General features: G+C 57.0%; 18 protein-coding genes and 1 pseudogene. 12 read left to right on the forward strand and 7 right to left on the reverse strand.

Annotated features, from left to right (window positions below):
* Positions 1-57: 57 nt before the first annotated feature.
* Positions 58-765 carry a sterol desaturase family protein gene (locus FJ419_RS09645; RefSeq protein WP_210241654.1) on the reverse strand — a complete coding sequence of 236 codons (708 nt, stop codon included), beginning with the start codon at positions 763-765 and terminating at the stop codon, positions 58-60.
* Between the two features lie 129 nt (positions 766-894).
* Positions 895-1,965 carry a helix-turn-helix domain-containing protein gene (locus FJ419_RS09650; RefSeq protein WP_140690285.1) on the reverse strand — a complete coding sequence of 357 codons (1,071 nt, stop codon included), beginning with the start codon at positions 1,963-1,965 and terminating at the stop codon, positions 895-897.
* A 586-nt stretch (positions 1,966-2,551) separates the two neighbouring features.
* Between FJ419_RS09650 and FJ419_RS09655 the strand changes: the two genes are divergently transcribed.
* Positions 2,552-3,871, forward strand: a complete 1,320-nt coding sequence (locus FJ419_RS09655) for a site-specific integrase (protein WP_181170653.1) — start codon at positions 2,552-2,554, stop codon at positions 3,869-3,871.
* Between the two features lie 220 nt (positions 3,872-4,091).
* Here FJ419_RS09655 and FJ419_RS09660 read toward each other — a convergent pair whose 3' ends face one another.
* Positions 4,092-4,307: a helix-turn-helix transcriptional regulator gene (locus FJ419_RS09660; RefSeq protein WP_246679171.1), complete on the reverse strand. Its 216-nt coding sequence runs from the start codon at positions 4,305-4,307 to the stop codon at positions 4,092-4,094.
* Between the two features lie 162 nt (positions 4,308-4,469).
* Here FJ419_RS09660 and FJ419_RS09665 point away from each other — a divergent pair, with 162 nt between their 5' ends.
* A complete protein-coding gene (locus FJ419_RS09665) occupies positions 4,470-5,135 on the forward strand; it encodes a hypothetical protein (protein ID WP_140690295.1) in 666 nt (221 codons plus the stop codon).
* Positions 5,136-5,169: 34 nt separating this feature from the next.
* On the opposite strand, the gene FJ419_RS09670 is transcribed toward FJ419_RS09665, so the two are convergent.
* The 3 genes and pseudogenes from FJ419_RS09670 to FJ419_RS09685 form a co-directional block, all read right to left on the reverse strand.
* Positions 5,170-5,382: an AlpA family phage regulatory protein gene (locus FJ419_RS09670; RefSeq protein WP_140690298.1), complete on the reverse strand. Its 213-nt coding sequence runs from the start codon at positions 5,380-5,382 to the stop codon at positions 5,170-5,172.
* 558 nt (positions 5,383-5,940) lie between these two features.
* A complete protein-coding gene (locus tag FJ419_RS09680) occupies positions 5,941-6,390 on the reverse strand; it encodes a MucR family transcriptional regulator (RefSeq protein WP_140690301.1) in 450 nt (149 codons plus the stop codon).
* 400 nt (positions 6,391-6,790) lie between these two features.
* Positions 6,791-6,922: pseudogene (locus tag FJ419_RS09685) on the reverse strand (IS481 family transposase); the annotation flags it as partial.
* 304 nt (positions 6,923-7,226) lie between these two features.
* Here FJ419_RS09685 and FJ419_RS31430 point away from each other — a divergent pair.
* The 10 genes from FJ419_RS31430 (at position 7,227) to FJ419_RS09735 (ending at position 22,583) form a co-directional block, all read left to right on the forward strand.
* On the forward strand, positions 7,227-7,772 hold the full coding sequence (locus FJ419_RS31430) for a CatB-related O-acetyltransferase (protein ID WP_140690305.1): 546 nt from the start codon (positions 7,227-7,229) through the stop codon (positions 7,770-7,772).
* 230 nt (positions 7,773-8,002) lie between these two features.
* On the forward strand, positions 8,003-8,734 hold the full coding sequence (locus FJ419_RS09695; RefSeq protein WP_140690308.1) for a hypothetical protein: 732 nt from the start codon (positions 8,003-8,005) through the stop codon (positions 8,732-8,734).
* A 2-nt stretch (positions 8,735-8,736) separates the two neighbouring features.
* On the forward strand, positions 8,737-9,621 hold the full coding sequence (locus FJ419_RS09700; RefSeq protein WP_140690311.1) for a hypothetical protein: 885 nt from the start codon (positions 8,737-8,739) through the stop codon (positions 9,619-9,621).
* A 2,251-nt stretch (positions 9,622-11,872) separates the two neighbouring features.
* A complete protein-coding gene (locus tag FJ419_RS09705; protein ID WP_210241655.1) occupies positions 11,873-13,288 on the forward strand; it encodes a mannose-1-phosphate guanylyltransferase/mannose-6-phosphate isomerase in 1,416 nt (471 codons plus the stop codon).
* 52 nt (positions 13,289-13,340) lie between these two features.
* The gene (gmd, locus tag FJ419_RS09710; RefSeq protein ID WP_140690314.1) at positions 13,341-14,327 is read left to right on the forward strand and encodes a GDP-mannose 4,6-dehydratase; all 987 of its coding nucleotides are present in this window, start codon (positions 13,341-13,343) and stop codon (positions 14,325-14,327) included.
* Positions 14,328-14,353: 26 nt separating this feature from the next.
* Positions 14,354-15,301, forward strand: a complete 948-nt coding sequence (locus tag FJ419_RS09715) for a GDP-mannose 4,6-dehydratase (protein ID WP_140690318.1) — start codon at positions 14,354-14,356, stop codon at positions 15,299-15,301.
* 25 nt (positions 15,302-15,326) lie between these two features.
* On the forward strand, positions 15,327-16,112 hold the full coding sequence (locus tag FJ419_RS09720) for an ABC transporter permease (RefSeq protein WP_140690321.1): 786 nt from the start codon (positions 15,327-15,329) through the stop codon (positions 16,110-16,112).
* A 2-nt stretch (positions 16,113-16,114) separates the two neighbouring features.
* Positions 16,115-17,341: an ABC transporter ATP-binding protein gene (locus FJ419_RS09725; protein ID WP_140690325.1), complete on the forward strand. Its 1,227-nt coding sequence runs from the start codon at positions 16,115-16,117 to the stop codon at positions 17,339-17,341.
* Complete coding sequence (locus FJ419_RS09730; RefSeq protein ID WP_140690328.1) at positions 17,338-18,954, forward strand: methyltransferase domain-containing protein; 1,617 nt, start codon at positions 17,338-17,340, stop codon at positions 18,952-18,954. The genes FJ419_RS09725 and FJ419_RS09730 overlap by 4 nt, the downstream gene beginning before the upstream one ends.
* Entirely contained in the window at positions 18,954-22,583 is a 3,630-nt protein-coding gene (locus tag FJ419_RS09735) for a glycosyltransferase (protein ID WP_140690331.1), read from the forward strand. Before FJ419_RS09730 ends, FJ419_RS09735 begins: the two co-directional genes overlap by 1 nt.
* A 28-nt stretch (positions 22,584-22,611) precedes the next feature.
* On the opposite strand, the gene FJ419_RS09740 is transcribed toward FJ419_RS09735, so the two are convergent.
* Entirely contained in the window at positions 22,612-23,418 is an 807-nt protein-coding gene (locus FJ419_RS09740) for a class I SAM-dependent methyltransferase (RefSeq protein ID WP_210241656.1), read from the reverse strand.
* Positions 23,419-23,464: the final 46 nt, after the last annotated feature.

Here is a 23,464-nt window from a genome sequence, read left to right on the forward strand (position 1 = left end):
CGGCGTTTGTCGGCTTTGCCCGCTGCCTGGGCGAAGGCGGTGAGGTAAGTCGGATCCTCAGTGCCCATCAACCTGTCCCACCAGGTGAAATAGAGTCCGAAATTGTAGCGCGGCCTGGCATGATGCAGATCGTGATGGGTCACCGTGGTCAACCACTCGAACAGCGGCCGTCCGTTCGGGCGCAGGAAATATCTCGTATCCGCAATGACCGACAGCATTACGCAACATCATATGGGCGGTGAAAAGGAACGCGGCGAGCAGGCTTGTCGGCATCAAGAGCAGCGCCAGCGGCAGGTAGACCGCGTTGACCAGCGCTTCGCTCGCGTTGAAGGCATAGGATGTCCAGGGCGACGGATTGTGCGAACGGTGGTGGAGCCGGTGGAACCATCGAAACAGCCCCGGCCGGTGCATGATCTTGTGAGACCAGTAGAACCAGGCGTCGTGGGCGACGATAAGCACGAGGAGGTTGAACGCGAAATATAGCAGCCCGCGATCGAGCGGATCGCCGTAGATCGCCAGCCAGCCCAGCCGTTCCGACAGGGCGATGGCAAGTCCGACGAGCGAGAAGATGACTACAGTCCGTAGCGACGCGAGGATCTCGCGCGCCATTTGGCGCCAGTCCGGTCGCTCGTCGCGAATCCTTCGACGGGCAAGCCAGCCGGCGAGCAGGGTGTTGACGATCAGGAATGTGCCGCCCGCCCCGGCGACATAGCGGATAAGGTCACCCTGCAGAATATAGGGGTAGACGTGGCTTGCGTAGCTCATGAGCGAACTCAGCAGGCATGTGTCGGACATCGGATGCTCCCTTCGGTGGAATACCGGAAGGATGGTTGGTCAAAGAGCGTGGATCGGGCTGCGCGCGATCACGGGACGCACAGCGATTTCCAGATTCGATCAGGAGTTTCCGGAATCGACGTGCCGCGCCAGCGCCTGCGCGCGGTAGTCGCTCGGCGTGAGGCCGGTCAGTTCCCGAAACGCTCGGTTGAACGGCGCAAGCGAAGCATAGCCGAGACCGAAGGCGATGGAGGCGACCTGCTCGCGCGCTTGCTCCGGATCGGCCAGCCTGCGCTTGGCCTCCGCGACGCGGTGGTCGTTGAGGAAGGCCGCGAAGTTGCGGTAGCCGAGCCCCTTGTTGATGAGCCTGCGCAGCCGGTGCTCGGGCAGGCTGAGCTGGCGCGCGAGCGACCCTAGCGAAAGGTCGGGTTCAAAGCAGGAACCTTTTGAGATCACGGACTGGAGGCGCTGGAGTTCCAGCCTTTCGACGGGACCGAGCCGATCAGCGCGCGGCTGCGGTGCCGAAGGGGAGGAGACGAAAAGGTTCTGGCGGATCACAGTCGTCCAGACCGCGAAGGCAAGCGACAGTGTCGCCAGCATCGATGATTGAGCGAGGACGGTCCATTCCGGCAGCGGCTGACGAAGCCTGTAGAGTTCCGTCACGGCGATGATTAATCCTACCACGGGCAGCACGAGCGCGACGACGACGCGGAAACGTCGCCGGGAATCGACGAGGTCGTCCCCGAGTTCTCGAACCGCGAGGCTGACAACATGGATCAACAACAACACCACCACGACCTGATGCAGCAGCTCGCCCGCGGTGCGGCCCGGTCCCTCTGACCATTGCCGCATGCCGTAGAATACGAGGAGCAGACCAGGCGGCAGGGCATAGACATGCCGCCACGCGAAGTCGTCCCGAAACAGCGCGAGCGCGAACCACCAGAAGAAGGCCGAAGCGAGCACGGCCGCGATGACAAGCGCCTCGGAAGGCAAGCCCAGCGCATCCGTCACGGGGCCGCTTGAGGCGAGACCGTAGCCGGCGATGGAGACGGCAAAGAGGCTCCCCCCAGTCATCGCGAACCGCTGCGCAGGCCATCGCAGGAACTGGACGGCAACGAGTAGGTTCAGCGCGACCGCACCCCCGCGCAGCAGCAGATCGACAATATCGAACGCCCCCTTCATGTGCATCATGTTAAGGCAATCAGCGTGTGGCGCAACGCCTTGGCGAGCAGTCGCTCACGCAGATCGTTGGGTCGGCGTGGATCATGTCGTCCGTCGTGATGGTACGAATGTGAGACAGATCGGCGGCTGCTCGATCGTTGTGGCAAAACGAAAACTTGGCCGGGCGCCTACCTTCATTCTGCAATCGCCAGCATCTGAAAACAGACAACAATCAGATGTTTCGGCACAGTCGAGGATGCGCTTGACGGACATTGCCTTGAGGTTGAACCTCGAGCGTGCCGGAATGTGGACCGCTGGGAAAGGCTTGGCCTTGGAAACATCGAGAAATAAGGCGTTCCGAGTGGAACTTGGCTCCCCGGGCCGGATTCGAACCAGCGACCAACCGGTTAACAGAGGGTTTCCAATGTGATTTTCTGGATCAGCGTGCGACAGCCTGAATTTCTAAAAATTCTTTGAATAACAACCGATTAATGTTTCATCCCGTAGCGACCTGTCGCAGCCGGTATCGACAAAGCGCGTGGTTTTGTGTAGATCATTCTGTAGATCACTTATGGACCCCGGGCAACCGGTTGTAGCAAGATGGGTCGCTGGACAGATGCCGAAACTCGAACTCACCGACAAATTCTGCCAGGCTGCCAAGGCCGGTTCCGGCCGAAAAGTCGACTATTTCGATACGACCGTTAAAGGTCTTGTGCTGCGAGTCTCGGCGGGTGGGCAAAAGACCTGGTTCGCGGTTTACGGGCCGCCCGACAAGCGGCAATGGTTGAAGCTCGGCACCTATCCCGAGACACCGCTCGGCACCGACAAGGGCGCTCGCCAGAAGGCCAAGGATACTCGTGCAAGCGTGCAAGAGGGCGGCGACCCTGTGGCCGCCAAGAAAGCGCACGCCGCCTCGATGACCGTCTCTGATTTGGTCGAGAGCTATCTCACCCGCCGGGCATCATCGCGGCGGTCGGTCGATGAGATCGCGCGCCGGCTGCGCAAGAATGTGTCCGGCTATGACGCTGACGGAAAGAAGGTCGAGAAGGCATCATCTGGCTGCATCGGCGAGGTGAAGCTCGCGGACCTGCATCGTCGCGACATCACTAAGGCGATCGACGCGGTGAAGGACCGGGGTGCGGCCGTCGAGGCAAACCGTGTGTTCGAGGACATTCGCGCCATGATCCGATGGGGGCGCGGTCGTGGCGATCTGGACAACAACTTGACCGAAGGTATGGCTAGGCCGACCGCAACGGTCGAGCGCGACCGCGTGCTGACGGCCGACGAGATCAAGACGATGTGGGCAGCCTTGCCCGAAGCCGACATGCGGGAAAGCACCCGCCGCATTCTGCGCCTGTGCTTGGTTACCGGACAGCGTGTTGGCGAGATCGCCGGCATGGAGCACGGCGAACTGGACTTGACACGCGGCCTTTGGACGATACCAGCCAGGCGCGCGAAGAACGGCCGCGACCATATTGTCCCGCTGTGCGAAATGGCAATCCGGATCATCGGCGATCAGATCGCAGACGTGAAGGCGCTGTCGGAGCGCAAGGGCAGGGCGGTACCGCCTTTCGTTTTTCCTGGACCGGGCGCCCGTGCAGCCGTTACCGGCGCATCTGTCCCGAAGGCAGTGAAGCGAGAAGAGATCAGCAAGCGCGGCGTAGCAATGATCATGGGCATTGCACCGTGGACGCCGCATGACCTTCGGCGATCTGCTGCGACGGGCATGGAAGAAATCGGCATTTCGCCGTTCATCGTCGGGCATGTGTTGAATCACGTTTCGGCGACCAAGAGTACGGTCACGTCGCGGGTATATGCGCGCTACGACTATATGAGCGAGAAACGGGATGCCTTGGAGCGTTGGGCCGATCGGCTTGCCGGCACCATTGCAGGCAAGAGCAACATCGAACCTCTGCGAGCGAAGGCAGTTGCATGAACCGGTCTGCGGCCGTTCGACCCCGAAACCCTTCTGCCGCTCGTCGAAATCTTCGCGGTTGATCCCTCTGACTGCGGCCGCAATCGAATGATTGTCGGCTAATGACGCGCTTTGCCTTGCCTATCGGGACCTATTTCACCGATCCTGCGTCCTTTCGGAACGCCGTGACAAACGCACGCCGACACCACCGCCATTTTCAAGGATGAACTCGACGCAGCAGTCACGGTCGCCGCAATCTGACGCCTGGATAATTGCCGTTTGTGAATTCTACGCCTTCTGCATGAAGAACAGCGCGGACTTTGTCTTGGGTGTCAGCGGATACGACCGCAGTTCGTTCACTGTCGCTCTCACAGCGCTTTATTGTCGGAATAGAGACACCAGCCCGACGGGCAAGCTCCGCTTGTGAGAGACCGATCAACGCTCGGGCCGCCCGCATCTGTGCCGCAGTTACCAATTCTTCTTGATCCCTTTAGATCATTCACTTATGATCCAAAGGTATCAAAGATACCCTTGGCCTCGTTGGTCTGGGTGCGGCTAGACGCGGTGTTAGCGCACCTCGCCTAGCCTAACCACGTCTAAGCTTCAGGGAGCTCGGATCATGGCTGATTCCGACAATAGCATGAGTTTGTCTTTCGTCACCCGGCGGCGCTTGCTAGCGGGTACGGCCACGGCCGCGGCGGCATGGCCCTTCCAGGTAAAGTCGCGGGCCGCCGAACTGACGGACCGCAGCAGTGCGGCCGATCCTGCTCTTCGTCTGTGTGGTAACTGGCAAAAGATCCACGATGAGACACTGGCGCTGTGCCGCGAACAGCAGCGGTTGGAGACACACCTCGCCAGGACGGTCGGCTTTCCCTGCGCCAAGGTGCGGCTTGCCGATGGTACGGACGTAACGCTCCATTCCATCGAGAGCCTGAACGATGCCTACTCTCCTGAAAATGAAGTCGAATGGGGCAGGGCGCTTGCGGATTTCGCGGCACACCAGGCGCGCTGGGACGCTGCTGATGCTGAGATCGGCTATTCGAGAACAGACGAACTGATCCGGCAATCGGAAACAGCCGAAAGTGCACTTCTGGATGATCTACCGCAGACAGCGGCCACGTCCATCGAAGGCATTTTGGCAAAGCTCAAGGTCATCCTGCGTGACGGTGAGCACTGGGAACATCCAGACGATTTCCCCTGGCCGCATATCCGATCTGTGCTGGGTGACCTCTCGCGCCACAACAAATATCGATCCGGCGACCCCATGACCGCTGCTTCTCGATGAATGCCAGCTTTCCGCGCAGTGTGCGTCGCCCTCGTCACAACTTGTCGGCCTCGTCTCGCGGACGCCACGAAACGGGATTGGCGATCCAGCGAGTGATGTCGGATTCATGCCAGCCTGCACCGTGGATACTGATCTGGATTTGGCGCGGGAAGGTGCCTTCGGCGATCTTGCGGTAGATGGTGGACCGGGACAGACCGGTCCGGGAAAGGACGGTTTTCAGGCGGATGATCCGGTCTGGTTCAGGCATGGTCGCGCTGCCTCCTCCTGGATATTTTTGAGTGTTCTTGATCCAGAGAGGACAGACACTTGCGGGCGCGCAAGAGTGTTTTCGGCCTCGTCGTGCCCCGGCGTAGAGACGCCGGCAAATAGGGCGGGTCTAGAGCCCGATGCCCCGGCCCCGCCCAAGTGATTGAAGGCGAGCTCTAAGTCCGAAACGAAGGCCTGACACTGAAGAATCCGTGCCCTGAGACAGTTCACGCGCCCCGAGTCCAGTTTGCCTGGGGTTCCTGGAAGCTTTTCGAACTTTCTGTCTTGCGGCTCCCGCCGAGATGCGTGCGCTTCTGAAGGAGGTCGGGGTGTCTGGATCCGCTGCGGTGCAACCTTGATCCAAGCATCTACGGGGGTTCGAGTCGGTAGACCGCTATGTTGCGAGACCCACTATCGAAGAAGCACTCTTCTGCTACCGGCGACGCTCAGCATAGAGCATAAACCTCGCCAAAGATCGCTCGGAATTAGGGTGGGTCTCGATCAGCTAACTGCCGCCCACGGCGCGCCCCACGCACTGACAGCCAGCCATCACTAAGCCCTAGGGCTTTCGTTTGGCGGGCACCTTTTGGGTCGGTGTAGGTTGCGGTTTGCGTCCGAGCCCCGCCGCCTTCGCGAGCGTAGATCTTTGGGCCGCGTAGTTCGGCGCAACCATCGGGTAATCCGGCTTCAGTCCCCACTTTTCGCGGTATTCATCTGGAGTGAGCCTGTAATGTACCGCAAGATGCCTTTTCAGTGATTTGAATTTCTTCCCATCTTCAAGGCAGATGATGTAGTCAGGCGTTACCGACCTTTTCGGATTGGTAGCCGGCTCCTGCTTCGGAAGCGCGGTCACGCTCGGCCGGCCAAGGCCTGACAACGACGAATGGATCGACGCGATGAGGTCCGGCAACCCAGCGACGGGCATGGGATTTTGGCTGACATAGGCAGAGACAAGGCCTGCCGTCAGCCCGACAAGATCGGCCGTCACGGCTTCGTTTTGATCACTCAAGTATTCGCTCCTGAAATCTGAAATCGGGTCAAATCCGCTTCGCCATTTGTCGTATATCGCAATTTTGGGCGGTGCCAAATAGCGCTGCGGAAGCTGTAAGATTGGGCTTTGCGGGCGGCCACTCCCAGGGGACATTTGGTCCGGCTGGGGTTTCCTGGAAGCATTTCGAACTTTCTGGGTCGCGTCTCAGCCCAAATCGCGGATGCTTGTGGACAAAGTCGAACACTAGATTCGGCTTTGGAGACGTTTGGTGGCATAGAGCTGTGGCACGTTTGCCTTATTGATAACGGGGCTTTGGCGACTCCAAATGGCCGACGTATAAAATTCTGCGTCCAATGTCGGTCATCGCAACCGGTATTGCCATCCCGGCAGGTCCTTCCGACACGGAACGCTCGACCTAGCGCGCCACGACCTTCGGCGTCACGCCATAGGTCCGCGCCGCAGCGGCCTTGGAAAGGCGTCCTTCAACAACGGCGAGCGCCATCTTCCCTCGACGCAACGGCGTCAATCGGGCATTTTTGTGGATGTTCATTCGGCCCTCCGGGGGTCACTGAAGCTTTGAAGAAACTCAGCTTTCCCGGCCCCAGATTGACAAGCTCCTGAAAGCTCACATTAAGCGGGCGTTATTTTCGCTGCCCACTGAAGCCGCCGTTCCGCTTTCGATGTCAAAATTGGCTTCCCAGACCATGGCTAACTTGGCTTTCTGGCCAAGGCCAACACCAGCTTGAGATCGCAAGGTCGCTCAATGATCGGGGCGTCATGACCGACCTGGGCGTCGCCCTCTACAGGATGTTAAGTCGCTTGGTTTTCTGGCTACACTGAGCTATCGACGCCTGATGGCGATGTTTAGAGAATTGCGAACAAAGTTGGGGTTGCGAAAGCCATATCCGGGCAGGCACGTTACTGTTGGGCGAAAAACTTATGGCGTTGATGTCAGCAACGTCTTCCAAGCGACGGTCGAAGCACCGGTCATTATCGGCAGCTACTGCTCGATCGCCGCGGGCGTTCTTTTCATAGCCGCCGGCGAGCATCCCATGTCGCTGGTCTCGACCTATCCTTTCGCTGGTGCGAACCGAGATCTGACAAAGGGTCCGATCACGATCGGCAACGATGTGTGGATAGGCTCTCGCGCCATCGTACTTTCCGGCGTGACAATTGGCCATGGCGCTGTTGTTGGGGCGGGCTCGGTCGTCACAAAGGACGTGCCGCCCTACGGAATTGTTGCGGGCAACCCCGCGAGGCTGATCAGACATCGCTTTGAGCCAGAAGTCATAGCCGGTCTGCTGGCCATTCGGTGGTGGGACTGGAGCGATGAAAAGATCCACGCCGCCATGCCCGACTTTCACCACTCAGTGTCCGACTTCATCTCGAAATACCGGTAACTCTATTTCGCGAGTAAGGCGGGCAGCCACCGCCTGCGCTGCCGTTGGAGGGAATGGCCGCCGCCATGATCACAATAGGAGAGTACAAATTGCGGGATTGGAGCCGCCTTCGGCCGATCACCCATGCATACAAATCTATTCGCTATAGAGCTATTGACGGACGGTTTCTGTCGCAACGACCACGGAAAGGCGACACTCAGACTATTTGCGCCGCCGCTCGGGACCGCCGTGTGCTGCTGACCATAGCATTCAGCGACGCTCAATGTCTTGATATGCAGTTGCGACTGACGAGGGGACTGGTTCGCCACGATCTGCACATCATCGCCGACAACAGCATCGATGAAGTCGCCGCCGATGAAAACGAGCAAGTATGCGCGAGTCATGGCGCTGTCTATGTCAGGCTGCCCGTCAATCCATGGACAGCAAGAAATGCCAGCCGGTCTCACGGCGCTGCGATGAATTGGATGTGGCACAACATTCTGAAGCCGGCCGCGCCGGCTGCGTTCGGATTCCTTGACCAGGATCTTTTCCCGACGCAGTCATGCGACCCCTTTGAACCCCTTGAAGACGCGGCCTTTTACGGTGATCTGCGTTGGTCAGGCGCGCGGTGGTTTCTCTGGGCCGGCTACTGCTTCTTTCGATTTGATGCGGTCGCCCGTGAGCCTCTCGATTTCGGGCTCGACTGGTTCGCCAACCGCCTAGATACTGGCGGTGCAAATTGGAACGTGCTTTATCGGCACGCGGACCCAAACACCATGCCGCAACGGCCGATCACTTCATTCGCTGCCTTGCCGGGGGTCGAACTCAGACAGGCCTATTGCGAATGGCGGGGAACTTGGCTCCATGAGGTCGGCCTGGACGGAGACTTGTCTTTAAAGACGAAAAAACGCGACGCCGTCTTGCGGCTGCTGGAACCTGCGTTAGTGCGCCACAGCGCCGATGCTGGTGAGCTGAGGATCTAGCAATGCCGCGCTCTTTGATAAACTATTCTACCCGTGAATGGCTGAGGCTGCGGCCGATCATCGACCGTAAGAATCACGCGCGCTACCAACTCCGGGAGTGGATCGCCCTGGCCATGAACGCATCTCCCGTTCCGCTACCGCGCATAAAATGTCAAAAGGCACTGATTACGATCAGCTTTAATGATCCTCAGGTAATCGGCTGGCAGACCAAACTTGTAGCGCGCTATGTGCGCGACGCCATCCACGTCGTTATCGACAATTCAACCACAGCGTCAGCTCGCGACGCGATCCGAGAAATATGTCTCGCCGCCAATATTGCCTTCGTCCAGGTGCCGGCTAATCCATGGGTCGGACATGAAAAGGAAGGCGGCAAATCGCACGGGTATGCCTTGAATTGGGCTTGGCAGAACATTGTCCTTGCCAACCGGCCTTTGATGGTCGGCTTCCTGGATCATGATCTTTTTCCTGTTGAGCGAACGGACCCTTTTCGCTTGTTGGACCGGGCGATCGTTGCCGGATTGGTTCGAGCAGCCCCGGGTCACAGGTGGTACCTTTGGCCTGGTTTTGCCTTCTACAACATGGGTAGGATCGGCACGGATCATCTCAATTTCGGAAGGGATTGGCTCGACGACCTCGATACTGGTGGGCTCAACTGGCATCGGCTCTATCGGCGCGTCGATCAGAAAGACCTGTGTGCGGCACGCCACGAGCGAGTCGCCGTAACGCCCGACGTTCCGATGACTGACGCCCTCTTTGAGAGGGTAGACGGATGGCTGCACGAAAGCCGCTTCACGACCGACATCAACATGGAGCCAGGCCGGCGCCAGTTTCTACTTGGCCTCAAGCGCCACCGGGTACTGGAAGCCTTGAAGGCATTGCCCACATAGCGAGCAGAGGCTCATGCCACGCCTTGAAGGGGATCTTCCAATATGCGGCGCCACCGCGGCACGAGCTCGAAATACTGCTCAAATCGTCGCCTAGGCGGTGACTGCCGCTTGCTGAGGTCACCTCCAAACTTTGATCGCCCAGAAGCGTGAGCGGGGCCTATCTCGACAAGATCGACAATGACTGATCGATGTCGGCCGCTCGATCGGCGACCTCAGCCAGCATCTGGCCAAGGCCGAGTTGTTTGAGCGCTCCAGGACGCTGAAATCCGCTGTTGCCGGACGCGTAAAGCCAACTCGATGTTACACGCTGGGTGAAGTGGTGCAGACCGGCCAGAAGCTTATGATGGTGGTGCCTGACGACACTCGAGATCGAGGCCATGCTGCTCAATTAGTGCGACTTGTTTGCTGCTGTCGCAGTCGCCTTGCCCCAGCGACGTTGGACCACAAGATTCGCGTTTACGGTCGCGCCAGCGTCAGCATTCACCGTTCACCATATAAGTACTGCCAGCTCCTGCCGGCCCCTCTGCCTGCTCGAATCGACTCGGGTCTGACACCACGGTTCGCCACAGGTTGCTTTTCGCGCACAAATATTCGGCTTGCCAGCTTACCAACGGCCCGGTACCGTCCGTTCCGGAGGTGGAGATGTTTTGGGTCATACTGGGCTTTCTTATCGTGGCTGGTTCAATAATCGTTGTGGCGGTGAGCTTGAGCGAGGTCGGAAATGAACCGGGCGCGCATCGGTTCGGTGAATACCTTGCGAAGATGAACGTCGGCGATAAGCCCGATACTTCGGGCTCGGCGTAAATTTTGTACCCTGTGGCGACGTTTGACCGCGATCCAGAGCGCATTATCGCGATGATGGACAATGGGGCTCGGGGACGGTTCGCCCTATACACCGCCGTCGCCCCAGCCGAGGACGAGAGGCGCCTACCTTCACGGTGAACACAATTGGACGGCAAAGTGGCCGAAGTGCCCGCCTGCCGCGCGTTCCCGTCATCCGACTTTCCGACGGTCTTCGACGACACCAAGGACGCCGCACGTGCCCAGACGACCCGGCCGAGCCGCTCGGCGTCCACGGCGCCCCCCAGCTCGCCGGCGGACAAGCCGGGTGATGGCCAACCTAACGCCTCATCCTGTGCACGACACCGGGGTTCTACAATCCATTAAGAAAGAGCTTTATCAGACGATGCACTGGATGCTGGCGATCGCGACGAGATTGTGATCGCGGCCGACCAATAGAGTAATCCGACCTCGACGCTCGACATCGCCCAAGCCTTCCTTCATTCGCCGGCCCCGTTGGGCAGGCCAACCCGCGAGACCAAGTGCTGGATTTGCTCATCACATTCCCGACGCAAACCGACGTTCGCGGGCCGCACGCGAGCGTGCGCGACATCGCGACAAGGAATGCCTATGAAGGCAATGCCATCTTAAAATCTGCGGCTGTCGGGCGCAAAGCCTGCCGGCGTGTTCGGGTGGACGCGCCGGAACGACGATAGCCGGTCGCAATAGGGGTCAAAAAGTTGTCGATCAAGAGATTTGGAGCCTTGCTAGGTAGCGGGAAGACCCTCACACACCAGTCGTCTTCGCTCCATGGCCACCGAGTAGCGCGATGGTCCAGCCGGACATTGACAAGCCACATCGCTGGACCTAATCACTGGCCACTTGCAGGGTCGGGGGGCTCGGCAAATCAAGGAGACCCTCTTGAAGGGAACTGTCCTTGCTGGAGGCAGAGGATCATTCCTTGCTCCAGTAATATTAGCGGCGGCTAAGGGAATTTTGCGAGTCGCTCAGGTGGCTTTAATCCGTGCCGAGTACGCTAGAGTATCGGCGCTTGCCGTTTTACTGTCACTGGTTGTGTAGAAGCCGTGCCAGTTTGCTCAATCTGCTCGGGGTCAACTCTTTTCGGAGAGGGTAGCGGCCGGTGATTTTGGAGTTTGGTATCAGTGGATTGCTCGGTCCCGGCAGAGAGTATCAAGGGCCGCCGGCATTCGGGTTGGAGGGCGGCTGAACGAAGATGGTGCGCTAGATCTCGGCAAGTTGGTAAGATCTTCGTGCCTCTCGGTGGCGTTGCGAGCATTGACAAACACGATGGTAGACGTGTCACCGCGCACAAGGAGAAGTTGTGCATTTTCTTGGGTGCTTTGAGGCGTCGGTGCTGCGCTGCTATGCAGAGGAAAATGCCGAAACTTTTGCAGAAGAACTGCTTGGCTCTTTCAGTCGGCCGAGCGCAAATCTCTTGGGAAATTGAAGTTTGACAAATATTGTACCTGTTATCATCAGTGGAGGTGTCGGTTCTCGGCTTTGGCCGCTTTCACGTGCTTTCCATCCGAAGCCCTTTATCCCTCTTCCGCAGGGGGGAACGCTTATCCGCAAAACTTACGCCCGCGCCGTTGAAATCGAAGAGGTCGAGCATGTTGTGACGGTCACTAACCGCGACCTGCTGTTTCTCACGGCCGATGAATATTTGGAAGTGGAAGCTCCAGGCGTGAAGAATACATTCCTGTTAGAGCCGTTCGGCCGCGATACCGCAGCAGCGGTTGCGCTCGCGGCATTGCATATCGCGCGACAGAACCCTGACACCATTCTCCTCGTGCTTCCAGCAGACCATCTTATATTGGACCAGGTCGGCTTTGGTGCTAGCGTGGCCAAGGCGGCGTCGCTTGCGGCTTCAGGTCGAATCGTCACGTTCGGAGTGAAGCCTGACCGCCCTGAGACAGGCTTTGGCTACGTCGAGGCCGAGGGCGACACGGTCCTTCGCTTCGTCGAAAAACCGAATGCGGCCGCAGCCGTCCAATTCATCGCCAGCGGCCGCTTTTATTGGAACTCGGGAATGTTCTGCTTTACGGCCGGTTCGATGATCGCAGCCATGCAAGATCTTTGTCCGGAGGTTTTGTCCAGCGCTCGGACCGCGCTTGAAAGAGGCAGGACCAGCGAGGCGAAGGATCGACTTGCCGTTGAGGTAGACAGGGATAGCTTCGCGGCTGTTCCTGCTGTTTCCATCGACTATGCGGTGATGGAGAAGGCAAGCAATGTGGGTTTCGTGCCCTGCGGTTTTGATTGGTCCGACATCGGCTCATGGTCTGTGCTGTCGGAGCTTATTCCGGCCGACGACAAGGGCAACCGCGCCACTGGCGAGGCAATCCTGCACGATACGGCGAACTGCTACGTGCACAGCGAAGACCGGCTGGTCGGTCTTGTCGGCGTCTCGGATCTTTTGATCGTGGACACGCCGGACGCATTGCTGGTCGCGCACAAGGATAAGGCGCAGGAGGTGAAGGACCTCTATAACCGTCTCAAGGGGGCGGGGCACGAGACGGCGACACTGCATCGCACGGTGCATCGCCCATGGGGCACCTATACCGTGCTGGAGGAAGGACACCGCTTCAAGATCAAGCGGATTGAAGTGAAGCCAAATGCCCGGCTGAGCCTACAGGCGCATCACCACCGCTCCGAGCACTGGGTGGTGGTGAGCGGCACTGCCAAGGTCGTCAACGGCGAGAGCGAAATCCTGCTCACGATCAACCAGTCCACCTACATCCCGTGCGGCCACAAACATCGCCTGGAAAACCCAGGCATCCTTCCGCTCGTCATGATCGAGGTGCAAAGCGGGGAGTATCTCGGCGAAGACGACATCGTGCGGTTCGATGATGTTTATGGCCGGGCCTGACGGTTCGTCGGCTCGCTGAGCCGGGAGCGGAACAATAGTATCGAGAGCATTGATGACAAAGACAGCATTGATAACCGGCATTACCGGGCAAGACGGCGCCTATCTGGCGGAGCTTTTGCTTGATAAGGGTTACGAGGTCCACGGACTTGCACGACGCTCGAGCACGGCCGACGTCAACACGACGCGGCTGAAATGGCTCGGCATCGAGAAGGACGTCAGAATCGTCGACGGGAACCTGACGGATCTGTCCGGTCTGGCGCGAACCATGCGCGACGTAAGGCCGGACGAAGTCTACAACCTTGCCGCTCAATCCTTCGTCAAGTCGTCCTGGCAGCAGCCGATCCTGACGGGCAACGTCACCGGCATGGGCGTTACCAATGTGCTCGAAGCGCTACGCCTCGAAATTCCCGAAGCGCGTTTCTACCAAGCTTCGTCGTCGGAGATGTACGGTCTTATCCAGGAGCCGATGCAGTCGGAGGCCACGCCCTTCTATCCACGCTCCCCTTATGCGGTCGCCAAGCTCTATGGCCACTGGATCACCGTCAATTATCGTGAAAGCTTCGGCATCCACGCATCGAGCGGCATCCTGTTCAATCACGAATCGCCGCTGCGTGGCATAGAGTTCGTGACCCGCAAGGTGACGGACGCGGTGGCGCGGATCAAGAAAGGAATGGCCAAGGAATTGCGGCTCGGCAATATCGACGCCAAGCGCGACTGGGGCCATTCGAAGGACTATGTCCGCGCCATGTGGATGATGCTGCAGCAGGACAAACCCGACGATTATGTCGTTGCCACCGGCAGGACGACGACCGTGCGCGACATGTGCCGGATCGCGTTTGAACACGTGGGCCTGAAGATGGATGACCACCTTGTGATCGATGCCGACCTGTTCAGGCCAGCGGAAGTCGAAGTGTTGCTCGGCAACCCCGCCAAGGCAAAAACGAAGCTGGGCTGGGAAGCCACAATCTCGTTGGAAGAAATGATCTGCGAGATGGTGGATGCGGATCTGGAACGCCATACCAATCCGCCGAGACGCTGAGTGATCGCAAAGATTTTTTCGCCACCATGGTCGGTACGTTGACGCATCGCATTCTTGTAACCGGAGCCAGCGGGTTTGTCGGGACGGCACTGTTGCGATTGCTGGAGCGGGAGCACGCCGGCTGCAAGGTGTTCGCGTTTGGCCATGGCGAAGGGCAGCGAAACCCGATCGACCTGCGGGACCGGGATGCGGTCGACGGCGCCGTCCGCGAAATCCAGCCTGCCGCGCTGGTCCATTTGGCGGCGGTCGCCGCGCCCTCGGATGCACGTAACGCTCCACGGCATGCCTGGGATGTCAACGTCACGGGAACGATGAATCTGGCCGAATCCGTTATGCGCCATGCCCCGGAGGCCAGGTTCGTTTATGTGGGCAGCTCCGAAGCCTATGGAGCTTCTTTCCAGGGGGCGACTGGTCCTCTCACGGAAAACGCACCGCTCCGGCCGGTTAACGTCTACGGCGCCACCAAGGCGGCCGCAGACCTGATGATCGGCCAGATGTCCTATGACGGCCTCCGCGCCATTCGCCTTCGCCCATTCAATCACACCGGACCTGGCCAGTCGGACACCTATGTAGTCTCCGATTTCGCGCGCCAGGTCGCCGAAATCATGTTGGGCAAGCGCGAGCCTTTCATTCATGTCGGAAATCTCGAAGCCGAGCGCGATTTCCTCGACGTTCGTGATGTCGTGCGCGCCTATTCGATTGTCGCGGCCCAGGACTTTGAGACCGGGCCCGACTGCATCTACAACATCGCGTCGGGACGACCTCGCAGAATCCGGGATATCCTGGGCGCGCTTATCGCACAGTCGGGCACCGGCATCGAAGTGCGCGAAGACCCGGAAAAACTTCGGCCGAACGAGATCCCCGTCGCCTGCGGTGATGCTTCAAAGGCACGCGAAAGGCTAAACTGGACGCCTATGGTGCCGTTTGAGCAAACATTGGCCGACGTTTTGGGGTATTGGCGTAGCCTCCGCTGACGACGGCGCGCAAAAGGTCAAACCTATGTTCCGAAGCCTGTGGCAATATCGCCATTTCATCATTTCCTCGATCAGGGGCGATCTGAAAGGGCGTTTCGTGCGCTCGCGCCTGGGTGGCCTTTGGTTCCTTCTCCATCCGCTGGCGCAGGCGCTCATCTTCTCGATCGTTCTCTCGGAGGTTCTCAAGGCACGACTTCCCGATACGGACAGCCCGGCGGCGTATCCGATCTACCTTCTGTCCGGCATGGCCGCCTGGTCCTTGTTCAATGAGATACTGACGCGCAGCATGACCGTCTTTATCGAACAGGCCCCGGTGATGAAGAAGATCGCATTTCCGCGACTGTGCCTACCGATCATCGTGGGAGGCACGGCGCTGATCAATCACCTGCTGCTGCTGGTTGCCATCTTCGTCATCTTTATTTTCCTGGGACATATGCCGGGTCGCGCATTGATCCTGCTGCCGATCGGGATTGTTCTGATCGCGGCAATCGGATTCGGCCTTGGCGTCATCCTCGGTGTCGTCAATGTGTTCGTCCGCGACGTTGCTCAGGTCATGTTAATCGTGCTGCAGCTCTGGTACTGGCTGACGCCGATTGTCTACCCGGCGAATGTGCTGCCGGAACAATACGCTTTCCTGCTCAACCTGAATCCACTCGCGCCGCTAGCGGCACTATATCAGGACGCATTGCTGTTCGACCGCTGGCCGAGTGCGGAAAGCCTGGTCATGCCCGCGGCGTTGGGAATGGTGAGCATGGCGTTCGCGATTGTCTTTTTCCGGCGCGCGAGCCCCGAACTGATCGACGTGCTGTAGACATGACCGTGCTTTCCGTTAGCCACCTGTCGAAATGCTATGCGAACTACGCAAGCAGCCTCGAAAGGTTTGCCGGTTGGTTTGGCGCACCGGTGAAGCCGATGGAGGAATTCTGGCCGGTAAGGGGAGTCTCCTTTTCCGTGACGGCGGGAGAGGCACTTGGCCTGATCGGCCAGAACGGTGCAGGCAAGAGCACGCTTTTGAAGATGATCACCGGCACCGTCCGGCCGACCAAAGGCACCGCGCAGGTGGCAGGCCGCATCAGCGCCATCCTCGAGCTCGGGCTAGGTTTCAATCCGGAGTTTACTGGGCGCCAGAACGCCTTTCATGCCGGCGGTCTGATGGGACTTTCGCAATCCCGCCTGGCAGAGCTTATGCCCCACATCGAGGACTTCGCCGAGATCGGCGAGTTCTTTGACCAGCCGCTGCGGACCTATTCCAGCGGCATGCAGGCGAGGCTGGCCTTTGCGCTTGCCACCGCCGAACGTCCGGAGGTGCTGATCGTCGATGAGGTGCTCTCGGTCGGCGACAGCTATTTCCAGCACAAGAGTTTCGACCGGATACGCAGCTTCAAGGCCGCGGGCACGTCGATTATCCTCGTCACCCACAGCATGGGCGATGTGAGATCATTGTGCGACAGGGTGATCCTGCTCGACAAGGGCCATGTGCTGAGGGACGGGCCACCAGACGAGGTGGTCGATTATTACAACGCGCTGATAGCGGCCAAGGAAAACGACAAGCTGACCATCGAGCAGCGGCGCGAAAGGGACGAATGGCTCTATAGTCGCAGCGGGAACAAGGCGGCGGCCGTCGAATCCGTGGCGCTGACCGACAGCGAAAGCGGAGCCCCGATAAAGACTGCGATTTCGGGGCGGTCCATGACGGTCCGGGCGAGAATCGTCGCGAAGCAAGATATTCCGGAACTTGTTGTTGGTTTCATGCTCAAGGACCGTACCGGCCATACCGTTTGGGGGACAAATACCTGGCACACAGGTCAGGTGCTTTCCAATATCGCCGCGGGAGACGACATCGAGTGCCGCCTGCGCCTTACCTGCGCCCTGGGCCAAGGCTCATACGGCCTGTCGATCGCGCTGCACACAGGAGACGTCCACATCGACAGCAATTTCGACTGGATAGAAAACGTCGAGGTTTTCGACGTCGTCAATTCCGACCGTCCCTTCTTCGTCGGGACAAGCCGCCTTGAACACGCGTTCGAGATCGTCCGATGAAAAAGAGTTTCGACGATCTGTACAAGGCCTTCGAGGATCGCTTTCGCGGATCGAGGGAGCTTATCAAGGAGCGGCTCAAGATTTACCAGCCCTTATTAGCGCAGGTGCCGCGACCGGCCGAAGGACAGACCCTTGCGGTCGACCTAGGCTGCGGACGCGGCGAGTGGCTTGAGGTATTGGCCGAAGCCGGGCTGGATGCAGTAGGTGTGGATGTCAACGACGGCATGGCGCAGGAAGCCATCGAGCGCGGACTGAAGATCGAACGACAGGATGCGATTGAATACTTGAAGGGTTTGCCGGATGACAGCGCAGCTCTCGTTTCGGCCTTCCATATGGTCGAGCATGTATCGACCGACTATTTGATCAATCTGCTCAACGAGTGTCACAGAGTGATGGCCGATGATGGCCTGCTTATTCTGGAAACACCCAATCCAGAGAATATTTCGGTCGGCACGCACACCTTCTATCTCGACCCGACACACAAAAGCCCTCTGCCGCCGAGCCTTCTTGAATTCCTAGTCGAGCAAGCAGGATTCCCGGAAACCGCGATCTTGCGGCTGAATGGCGAACCTATGATCCAAGCCGGACCAATAGAGCGCAGCATTCATTTGATGTTCGAGGTAGCGCGCGACTACGCGTGTCTGGCAAGAAAGCGTCAGGCGGAAGCTGTTGATGGCCCGAAATCGCTCGCTACATTCGTGCAAACCACCTCGCAGCAGGTGCCGGCGGACATGTTAAAAATAAAAAGTTGGCTCCATTCTACGGATGACGAGATCGCCAAAATATCGAAGGAGGTCAAGGGAACAGTGTCCTCCACTGCGCAACAGCTCCAGCAATTAAACGACAATCTCTCAGCTCAGTTGGAACTGCTGAGGGCTGGAAATAGCGCGCTCACGGAAACGGTGGCTTCTCTCGGCGGCCAACTGGCAGATGTCGTCAAAGACAGAGCTGTCGCTAAACGCGATGCGGAAATCAACCGCCTCCAACAGCATATTGCGGAGACAGACATCGCGACCCAGAGGCAATTTGCTGACAAACAAGCTGCCATTGAAGAGCGGGATGTAGAAATCGCCCGTCTCAATTCTGGCGCTTTGAACAAGGCCGATGACATGGCAAATTTAAGGCATGCTCTATCCATCGAAAAATCCCGAACTCACGAGTGGTGGCTGAAATCGACAGAGCTACAAGGGCGAATTGAGGAGCTTCACAGGAGCAGATCGTGGAAGTTGATGGGTCCATATCGGCGAACTGGAAGGCTTTTAAAGCGCGTCGTTGCAATTTTCGATTTACGAAACGGCATAAAGCGGAAAAGAGACGCAGCCACCATCTTCTCGATTCGCTATGTTTTACTTAGGCCATGGCTTAAAGAATTCATATCTAACCGTCTCAGGCGTTACCCATTTATTTTTAATAAGCTTCGTGACTTTACGATCGCTAAGTTTCCGCCAGATGCTGGATTGCGCAATAATTATCAAGAAAGTTCGAATTTCCGAAGGTCAAACCCTCACTCGATAGAAAGAGAGGGGCACATTGATCCGCCAATTACGACCTCATCAGAGGTGAGCAGGATTTTACTCGATATGAAAAATAGCGCCAGAAAAAGAGAACTTTAATGCGGATTGCTCTTGACCTTCAAGGGGCGCAAACCGAAAGTAGGTTTCGCGGTATCGGTCGGTACACAATCTCCCTTGCTGAAGCTATTTATAGAAACCGAGGGCACCATGAGATATGCTTTGTATTAAATGGAAATATGCCGGATGCCGTTGATGCAATATTTAATTCTCTGAGCAATGTCGCACCACATCACTCGTTCCATATCTGGAATGGCCCTGATCGCCGTGTAGGCGATGGATATGATGTCGGTTGGCGAAAGTCAGCCAGCGAGAAGATATTCGAGGCCTTCACCGAGTCCCTCCACGCAGATGTTGTCCATATAAGTAGTCTGTTCGAGGGATTCAGCGATCACTCTGCCTCGAGCATAGGCCAGCTCCCCAGTTCATCTCTGATAGCCACAACTCTGTATGATTTGATACCCTATATTTATAGAGACATGTATCTCCCCCGAGGCATGGCTTCAGAGAAATTTTATCTAGATAAAATAGAGCACCTCAAAAGGTCAGAGATATGCCTTGCAATATCTCAATATGCCGCAGACGAAGCTATATCGCTTCTCTCCTTAAATAAGGAAAAGGTATTTAATATCTCTGGATCTACGTCAGACGAATTCAGACATATCGTTCCATTTGACAAAGTTTCTGCTGCGAAAAAATTCCATCTTAACAAAGAATTGATAATGTATACCGGAGGCGTCGATTTCCGTAAGAATATCGATCGGCTTTTTGGCGCATTTGCTGGCCTTCCGCCCCATATCCGAGAACAGCATATTTTAGGAATTGTTGGAAAGATAGCGGATTTCTCTGCGATGGAAATCAAGGCAAAGGCTTACTCTCTGGGCCTGACCGATCAGGATTTTCGACTTTTCGGTTATGTAAGTGATCCAGATTTAGTGGAACTCTATAATATTTGTCGCCTTTTTGTCTTTCCATCCTGGCATGAAGGCTTCGGCCTCCCGGCGTTGGAAGCGATGAAATGCGGAGCTCCGACGATTGCAGCGGGGACAACAAGCATTCCGGAAGTGGTGGGCTGGGATAAGGCACTTTTCGACCCAATGGACGAGCGCGCTATTTCCGAGAAGATGTTGACAGCCCTTACCGACGATGAGTTTCGAGCGGAGTTGTCACGGCGAGGATTGGACCGTGCGCGTTTATTTTCCTGGGATCAGTCCGCGGGCAAGGCGATCCGAGCATTCGAGAGCGTTTTGAGCCAATCGAATAGTGCCATTGTTAAGCGCGAAGCGAACGGCGGTTACCGGGCCTTGATCGACTCTCTTGCTTCAGCCGGCGGAGCGACAGATGAAGATCTTCTGTGCACAGCCGAAGCTATAGAGGTCACCTTCAGGAATACAAAGAGGCATGAAACATCTCTTAGTTCGTCAAAGAAGCTGAGGTGGAGGGTCGAAGGACCATTCGACAGCAGCTATAGTTTGGCATTGCTCAATAGGGAAACAGCGCGCGCACTGTCGGAATTAGGCCACGACGTTGCATTGTTCTCTACAGAGGGGCCAGGCGACTTTCTACCAAATTCTGACTATCTGATGCAGAATGCTGACCTCGATAGGATGTGGATTCGATCTGAGGAACTCACGCAGCAAAATGTCGATGTAACCAGTCGCATTCTCTATCCTCCGCGCGTGCAGGACATGACGAGTCCGATCAACATGCTCCATCACTACGCGTGGGAAGAATCCGGCTTCCCTCTGGAATGGGTGCAAGAGTTCAATAGGCATTTACAGGCAATGACCTGCTTATCGCCACATGTGGAGAAGATTCTTATCGATCACGGCGTCACGGTTCCGCTATCGGTTTCAGGGTGCGGAATCGACCATTGGGATCGTCTAATGGCCGACTCGACGTTTCGGTCGCCGCCTGCCTCGTTCAAATTTCTGCACGTGTCGTCTTGTTTTCCCCGAAAAGGCGCGGACTTGTTGTTGGAGGCTTTTGGAAAGACCTTTTCGTCTCGGGACGATGTTATTCTAATCATTAAGACGTTCCCGAATCCCCATAACGAGATCGAGCGTTGGGTCAAAGAGGCTGTCGGCAGTCGCGACGACTTTCCGAGGGTACAGATAATCATGGAGGATTTTGATAATTCGCGCCTAAAAGCGCTTTATGAAAGTTGCAATGTCCTCGTCGCTCCAAGTCGTGCTGAAGGGTTTGGACTCCCACTGGCGGAGGCAATGGTATCGGGGCTCCCGGTCATCACAACAGGCTGGGGCGGACAGCTTGATTTTTGCGAGCCGGAGACAACATGGCTGGTAGATTATCAATTCGAGCTGGCACGAACACATTTCGGCTTAAGCGATTCCGTCTGGGCCGCCGCCGATGTCGGACATTTGGCGGATACGATGCGTGAGGCTTTCGAACTTCCAAAACAGGAATTGAAGCGGCGTGCCGCACTCGGTCGACAAAAGCTCCTTCGCGAATTTCGATGGATAAGGGTCGCTCAGCGACTCGTGGAAGCCGCACAGCGACCCTCAATTGAAATCGACGGCGACCCAACTGTCGGCTGGATGTCAACGTGGAAAACAACCTGCGGAATTGCGGGATATTCAGAGCACCTTCTGGCCGAGTTTTCGAGAGCCCCGGTTATTTTCTGCACAGATGAAACGCCCGCATCTTTTCGAGACGAGCGAGTACAAAGTTGCTGGCTGCAAGGTGGAAATTTACACGGCGTTGCCGACGCTATTCGCAAGAGTACGATAGATGTCTTGGTTATTCAATTCAATTATAGTTTCTTTGATTTCCAGGAACTCGGAGAATTTATTGAGGACCAAATAAGACGAGGACTGGTCGTTGTCTTGACTCTTCACTCGACCCAGGACCCCCCGTCTTTGCCGGACAGGAATCTTAAACGCATTGCTAGGGCTCTTTCATGCTGCCATAGGATTCTGGTTCATTCCGTGGCTGATATGAATCGACTGAAGCGCCTCGGATTGGTCGACAATGTCACCTTGTTTCCGCATGGACTGATTGAGAGCCCAATAGCGCCTCGGCAAGCGCCCCGCCGAGGCTCGAAAGGGCCCTATCTTCTCGCCTCATATGGATTCTTCTTACCCCATAAGGGCCTTCTTTCGCTCATCCGATCCGTTGGTCTACTCCGAAAGGGCGGACTTGATGTCAGGTTGCGGATGGTAAACGCCGAGTACGACAGACCGCAATCGCGTCAGCTTATTGACCAGGCACTCAAACTGATCAGCGACCTGGGCTTGAAGCAAGAGGTGGAACTTCGGACCGAGTTTCTGGACGATCAGGAGAGTCTGACGCTTTTGAGCGAGGCGGATCTGATTGTTTTTCCGTACGAGGATACAGGCGAATCTTCGAGTGCAGCTGTTCGCCATGGAATCGCAGCCAAGCGGCCGGTGGCGGTAACTCCGCTTCCCATATTTGATGACGTTCGTGATGCGGTATTTGAGCTACCGGGGCTGGATCCAGAATCGATTTCGCTCGGAATTGGAAGTCTTCTTACAGAGATTTCCGCAAATTCTGAATTGGCCACACAGAAAGCCGCCAATGCGGAACGCTGGCGCAGAGCACACCAGCAAAAACAGCTCTCTGCGCGCCTTGAGCGAATGCTCAAGGCGCTCCACATCAAGCACCATCACGATAGCTGGTTTAACACTTAGCAGCCTCTGCAGCTGTAAGCTTGCCCCCTCACGATTTCTTTCGGAAGAACAACATGAACGACGTCCATTGGTGAAATCCATCATTCAAAACGACATGCCGGCGGCGGCGGTGAACACCTTCGCCGCCAGTGTATATTTGGTCGATCAGATATTCAGTTGGCGGCAATGTCCAGTCCATGCCGTCAACGAGACTGAGGTCTGGTGACGCGGATATGAGATATTGCTCAATCTCGCTCTTGTTGAAAAACTCGGGATGCGTCTGCTCTGGCAACAGCAAATATTCTGTAGCAACACAAACAATGCCGCCCGCCCGCGTCACCCTGGCCATTTCTTGAACCGCCTTCCTCGACTGGTTATGGCCACCGAAATGCTCTATCGATGAGAGCGACCAGCAGAAATCGAAGGTCCTGTCATTATAAGGAAGGTTTGTGCCATCCGCATTTTGAAAGCGGACACGATTGTCATCGAACGGTTTCGGGCAATATTTCCTTGCGTCGTTGAGGATATCGGCCGGAGCCTCGGCGCCATTCTGCGTGGCCCACGTCTCATTGCCGTAAAGGTCGGTGGCTAGAACTTGCTTGATGCGGTCGGCTAGCCAGAAGATGACTGGCTCTCGACCTGCCCCCACACCGAGAGCGCAATGCCCTGGATGGATCATACCAAGGCGTTCGAGACCGTAGACGCAATGGGTCCACTCCCAGCCTTTCCGATAAATCTCGCCAGATGTGTTTTTAAAGACATGCTTGTCGATCGAATAGGATTCAACTTCACGGTGGAGCCTCATCCACGTTTCGTCGTCGTACCGGCCGACGTTGATCACTTCAGAAAGTGCCAACTGCTACCTCCAGAATAAGCGCGCACGGTTCGCACGGCTAGGCTGC

It is taken from the genome of Mesorhizobium sp. B2-6-2 (assembly GCF_006440615.1).
In the GTDB taxonomy this organism is placed as follows: Bacteria; Pseudomonadota; Alphaproteobacteria; order Rhizobiales; family Rhizobiaceae; genus Mesorhizobium.

Excerpts from the sequence above, each read along its gene's own strand:
- FJ419_RS09720 (WP_140690321.1), top strand. The coding sequence starts at position 15,327 with ATGTTCCGAAGCCTGTGGCAATATCGCCATTTCATCATTTCCTCGATC.
- FJ419_RS09660 (WP_246679171.1), bottom strand. The coding sequence starts at position 4,307 with ATGCGGGCGGCCCGAGCGTTGATCGGTCTCTCACAAGCGGAGCTTGCC.
- FJ419_RS09645 (WP_210241654.1), bottom strand. The coding sequence starts at position 765 with ATGAGCTACGCAAGCCACGTCTACCCCTATATTCTGCAGGGTGACCTT.
- gmd (WP_140690314.1), top strand. The coding sequence starts at position 13,341 with ATGACAAAGACAGCATTGATAACCGGCATTACCGGGCAAGACGGCGCC.
- FJ419_RS09725 (WP_140690325.1), top strand. The coding sequence starts at position 16,115 with ATGACCGTGCTTTCCGTTAGCCACCTGTCGAAATGCTATGCGAACTAC.
- FJ419_RS09715 (WP_140690318.1), top strand. The coding sequence starts at position 14,354 with ATGGTCGGTACGTTGACGCATCGCATTCTTGTAACCGGAGCCAGCGGG.
- FJ419_RS09650 (WP_140690285.1), bottom strand. The coding sequence starts at position 1,965 with ATGATGCACATGAAGGGGGCGTTCGATATTGTCGATCTGCTGCTGCGC.
- FJ419_RS09735 (WP_140690331.1), top strand. The coding sequence starts at position 18,954 with ATGCGGATTGCTCTTGACCTTCAAGGGGCGCAAACCGAAAGTAGGTTT.
- FJ419_RS09730 (WP_140690328.1), top strand. The coding sequence starts at position 17,338 with ATGAAAAAGAGTTTCGACGATCTGTACAAGGCCTTCGAGGATCGCTTT.
- FJ419_RS09655 (WP_181170653.1), top strand. The coding sequence starts at position 2,552 with ATGCCGAAACTCGAACTCACCGACAAATTCTGCCAGGCTGCCAAGGCC.
- FJ419_RS09665 (WP_140690295.1), top strand. The coding sequence starts at position 4,470 with ATGGCTGATTCCGACAATAGCATGAGTTTGTCTTTCGTCACCCGGCGG.
- FJ419_RS31430 (WP_140690305.1), top strand. The coding sequence starts at position 7,227 with ATGGCGATGTTTAGAGAATTGCGAACAAAGTTGGGGTTGCGAAAGCCA.
- FJ419_RS09670 (WP_140690298.1), bottom strand. The coding sequence starts at position 5,382 with ATGCCTGAACCAGACCGGATCATCCGCCTGAAAACCGTCCTTTCCCGG.
- FJ419_RS09700 (WP_140690311.1), top strand. The coding sequence starts at position 8,737 with ATGCCGCGCTCTTTGATAAACTATTCTACCCGTGAATGGCTGAGGCTG.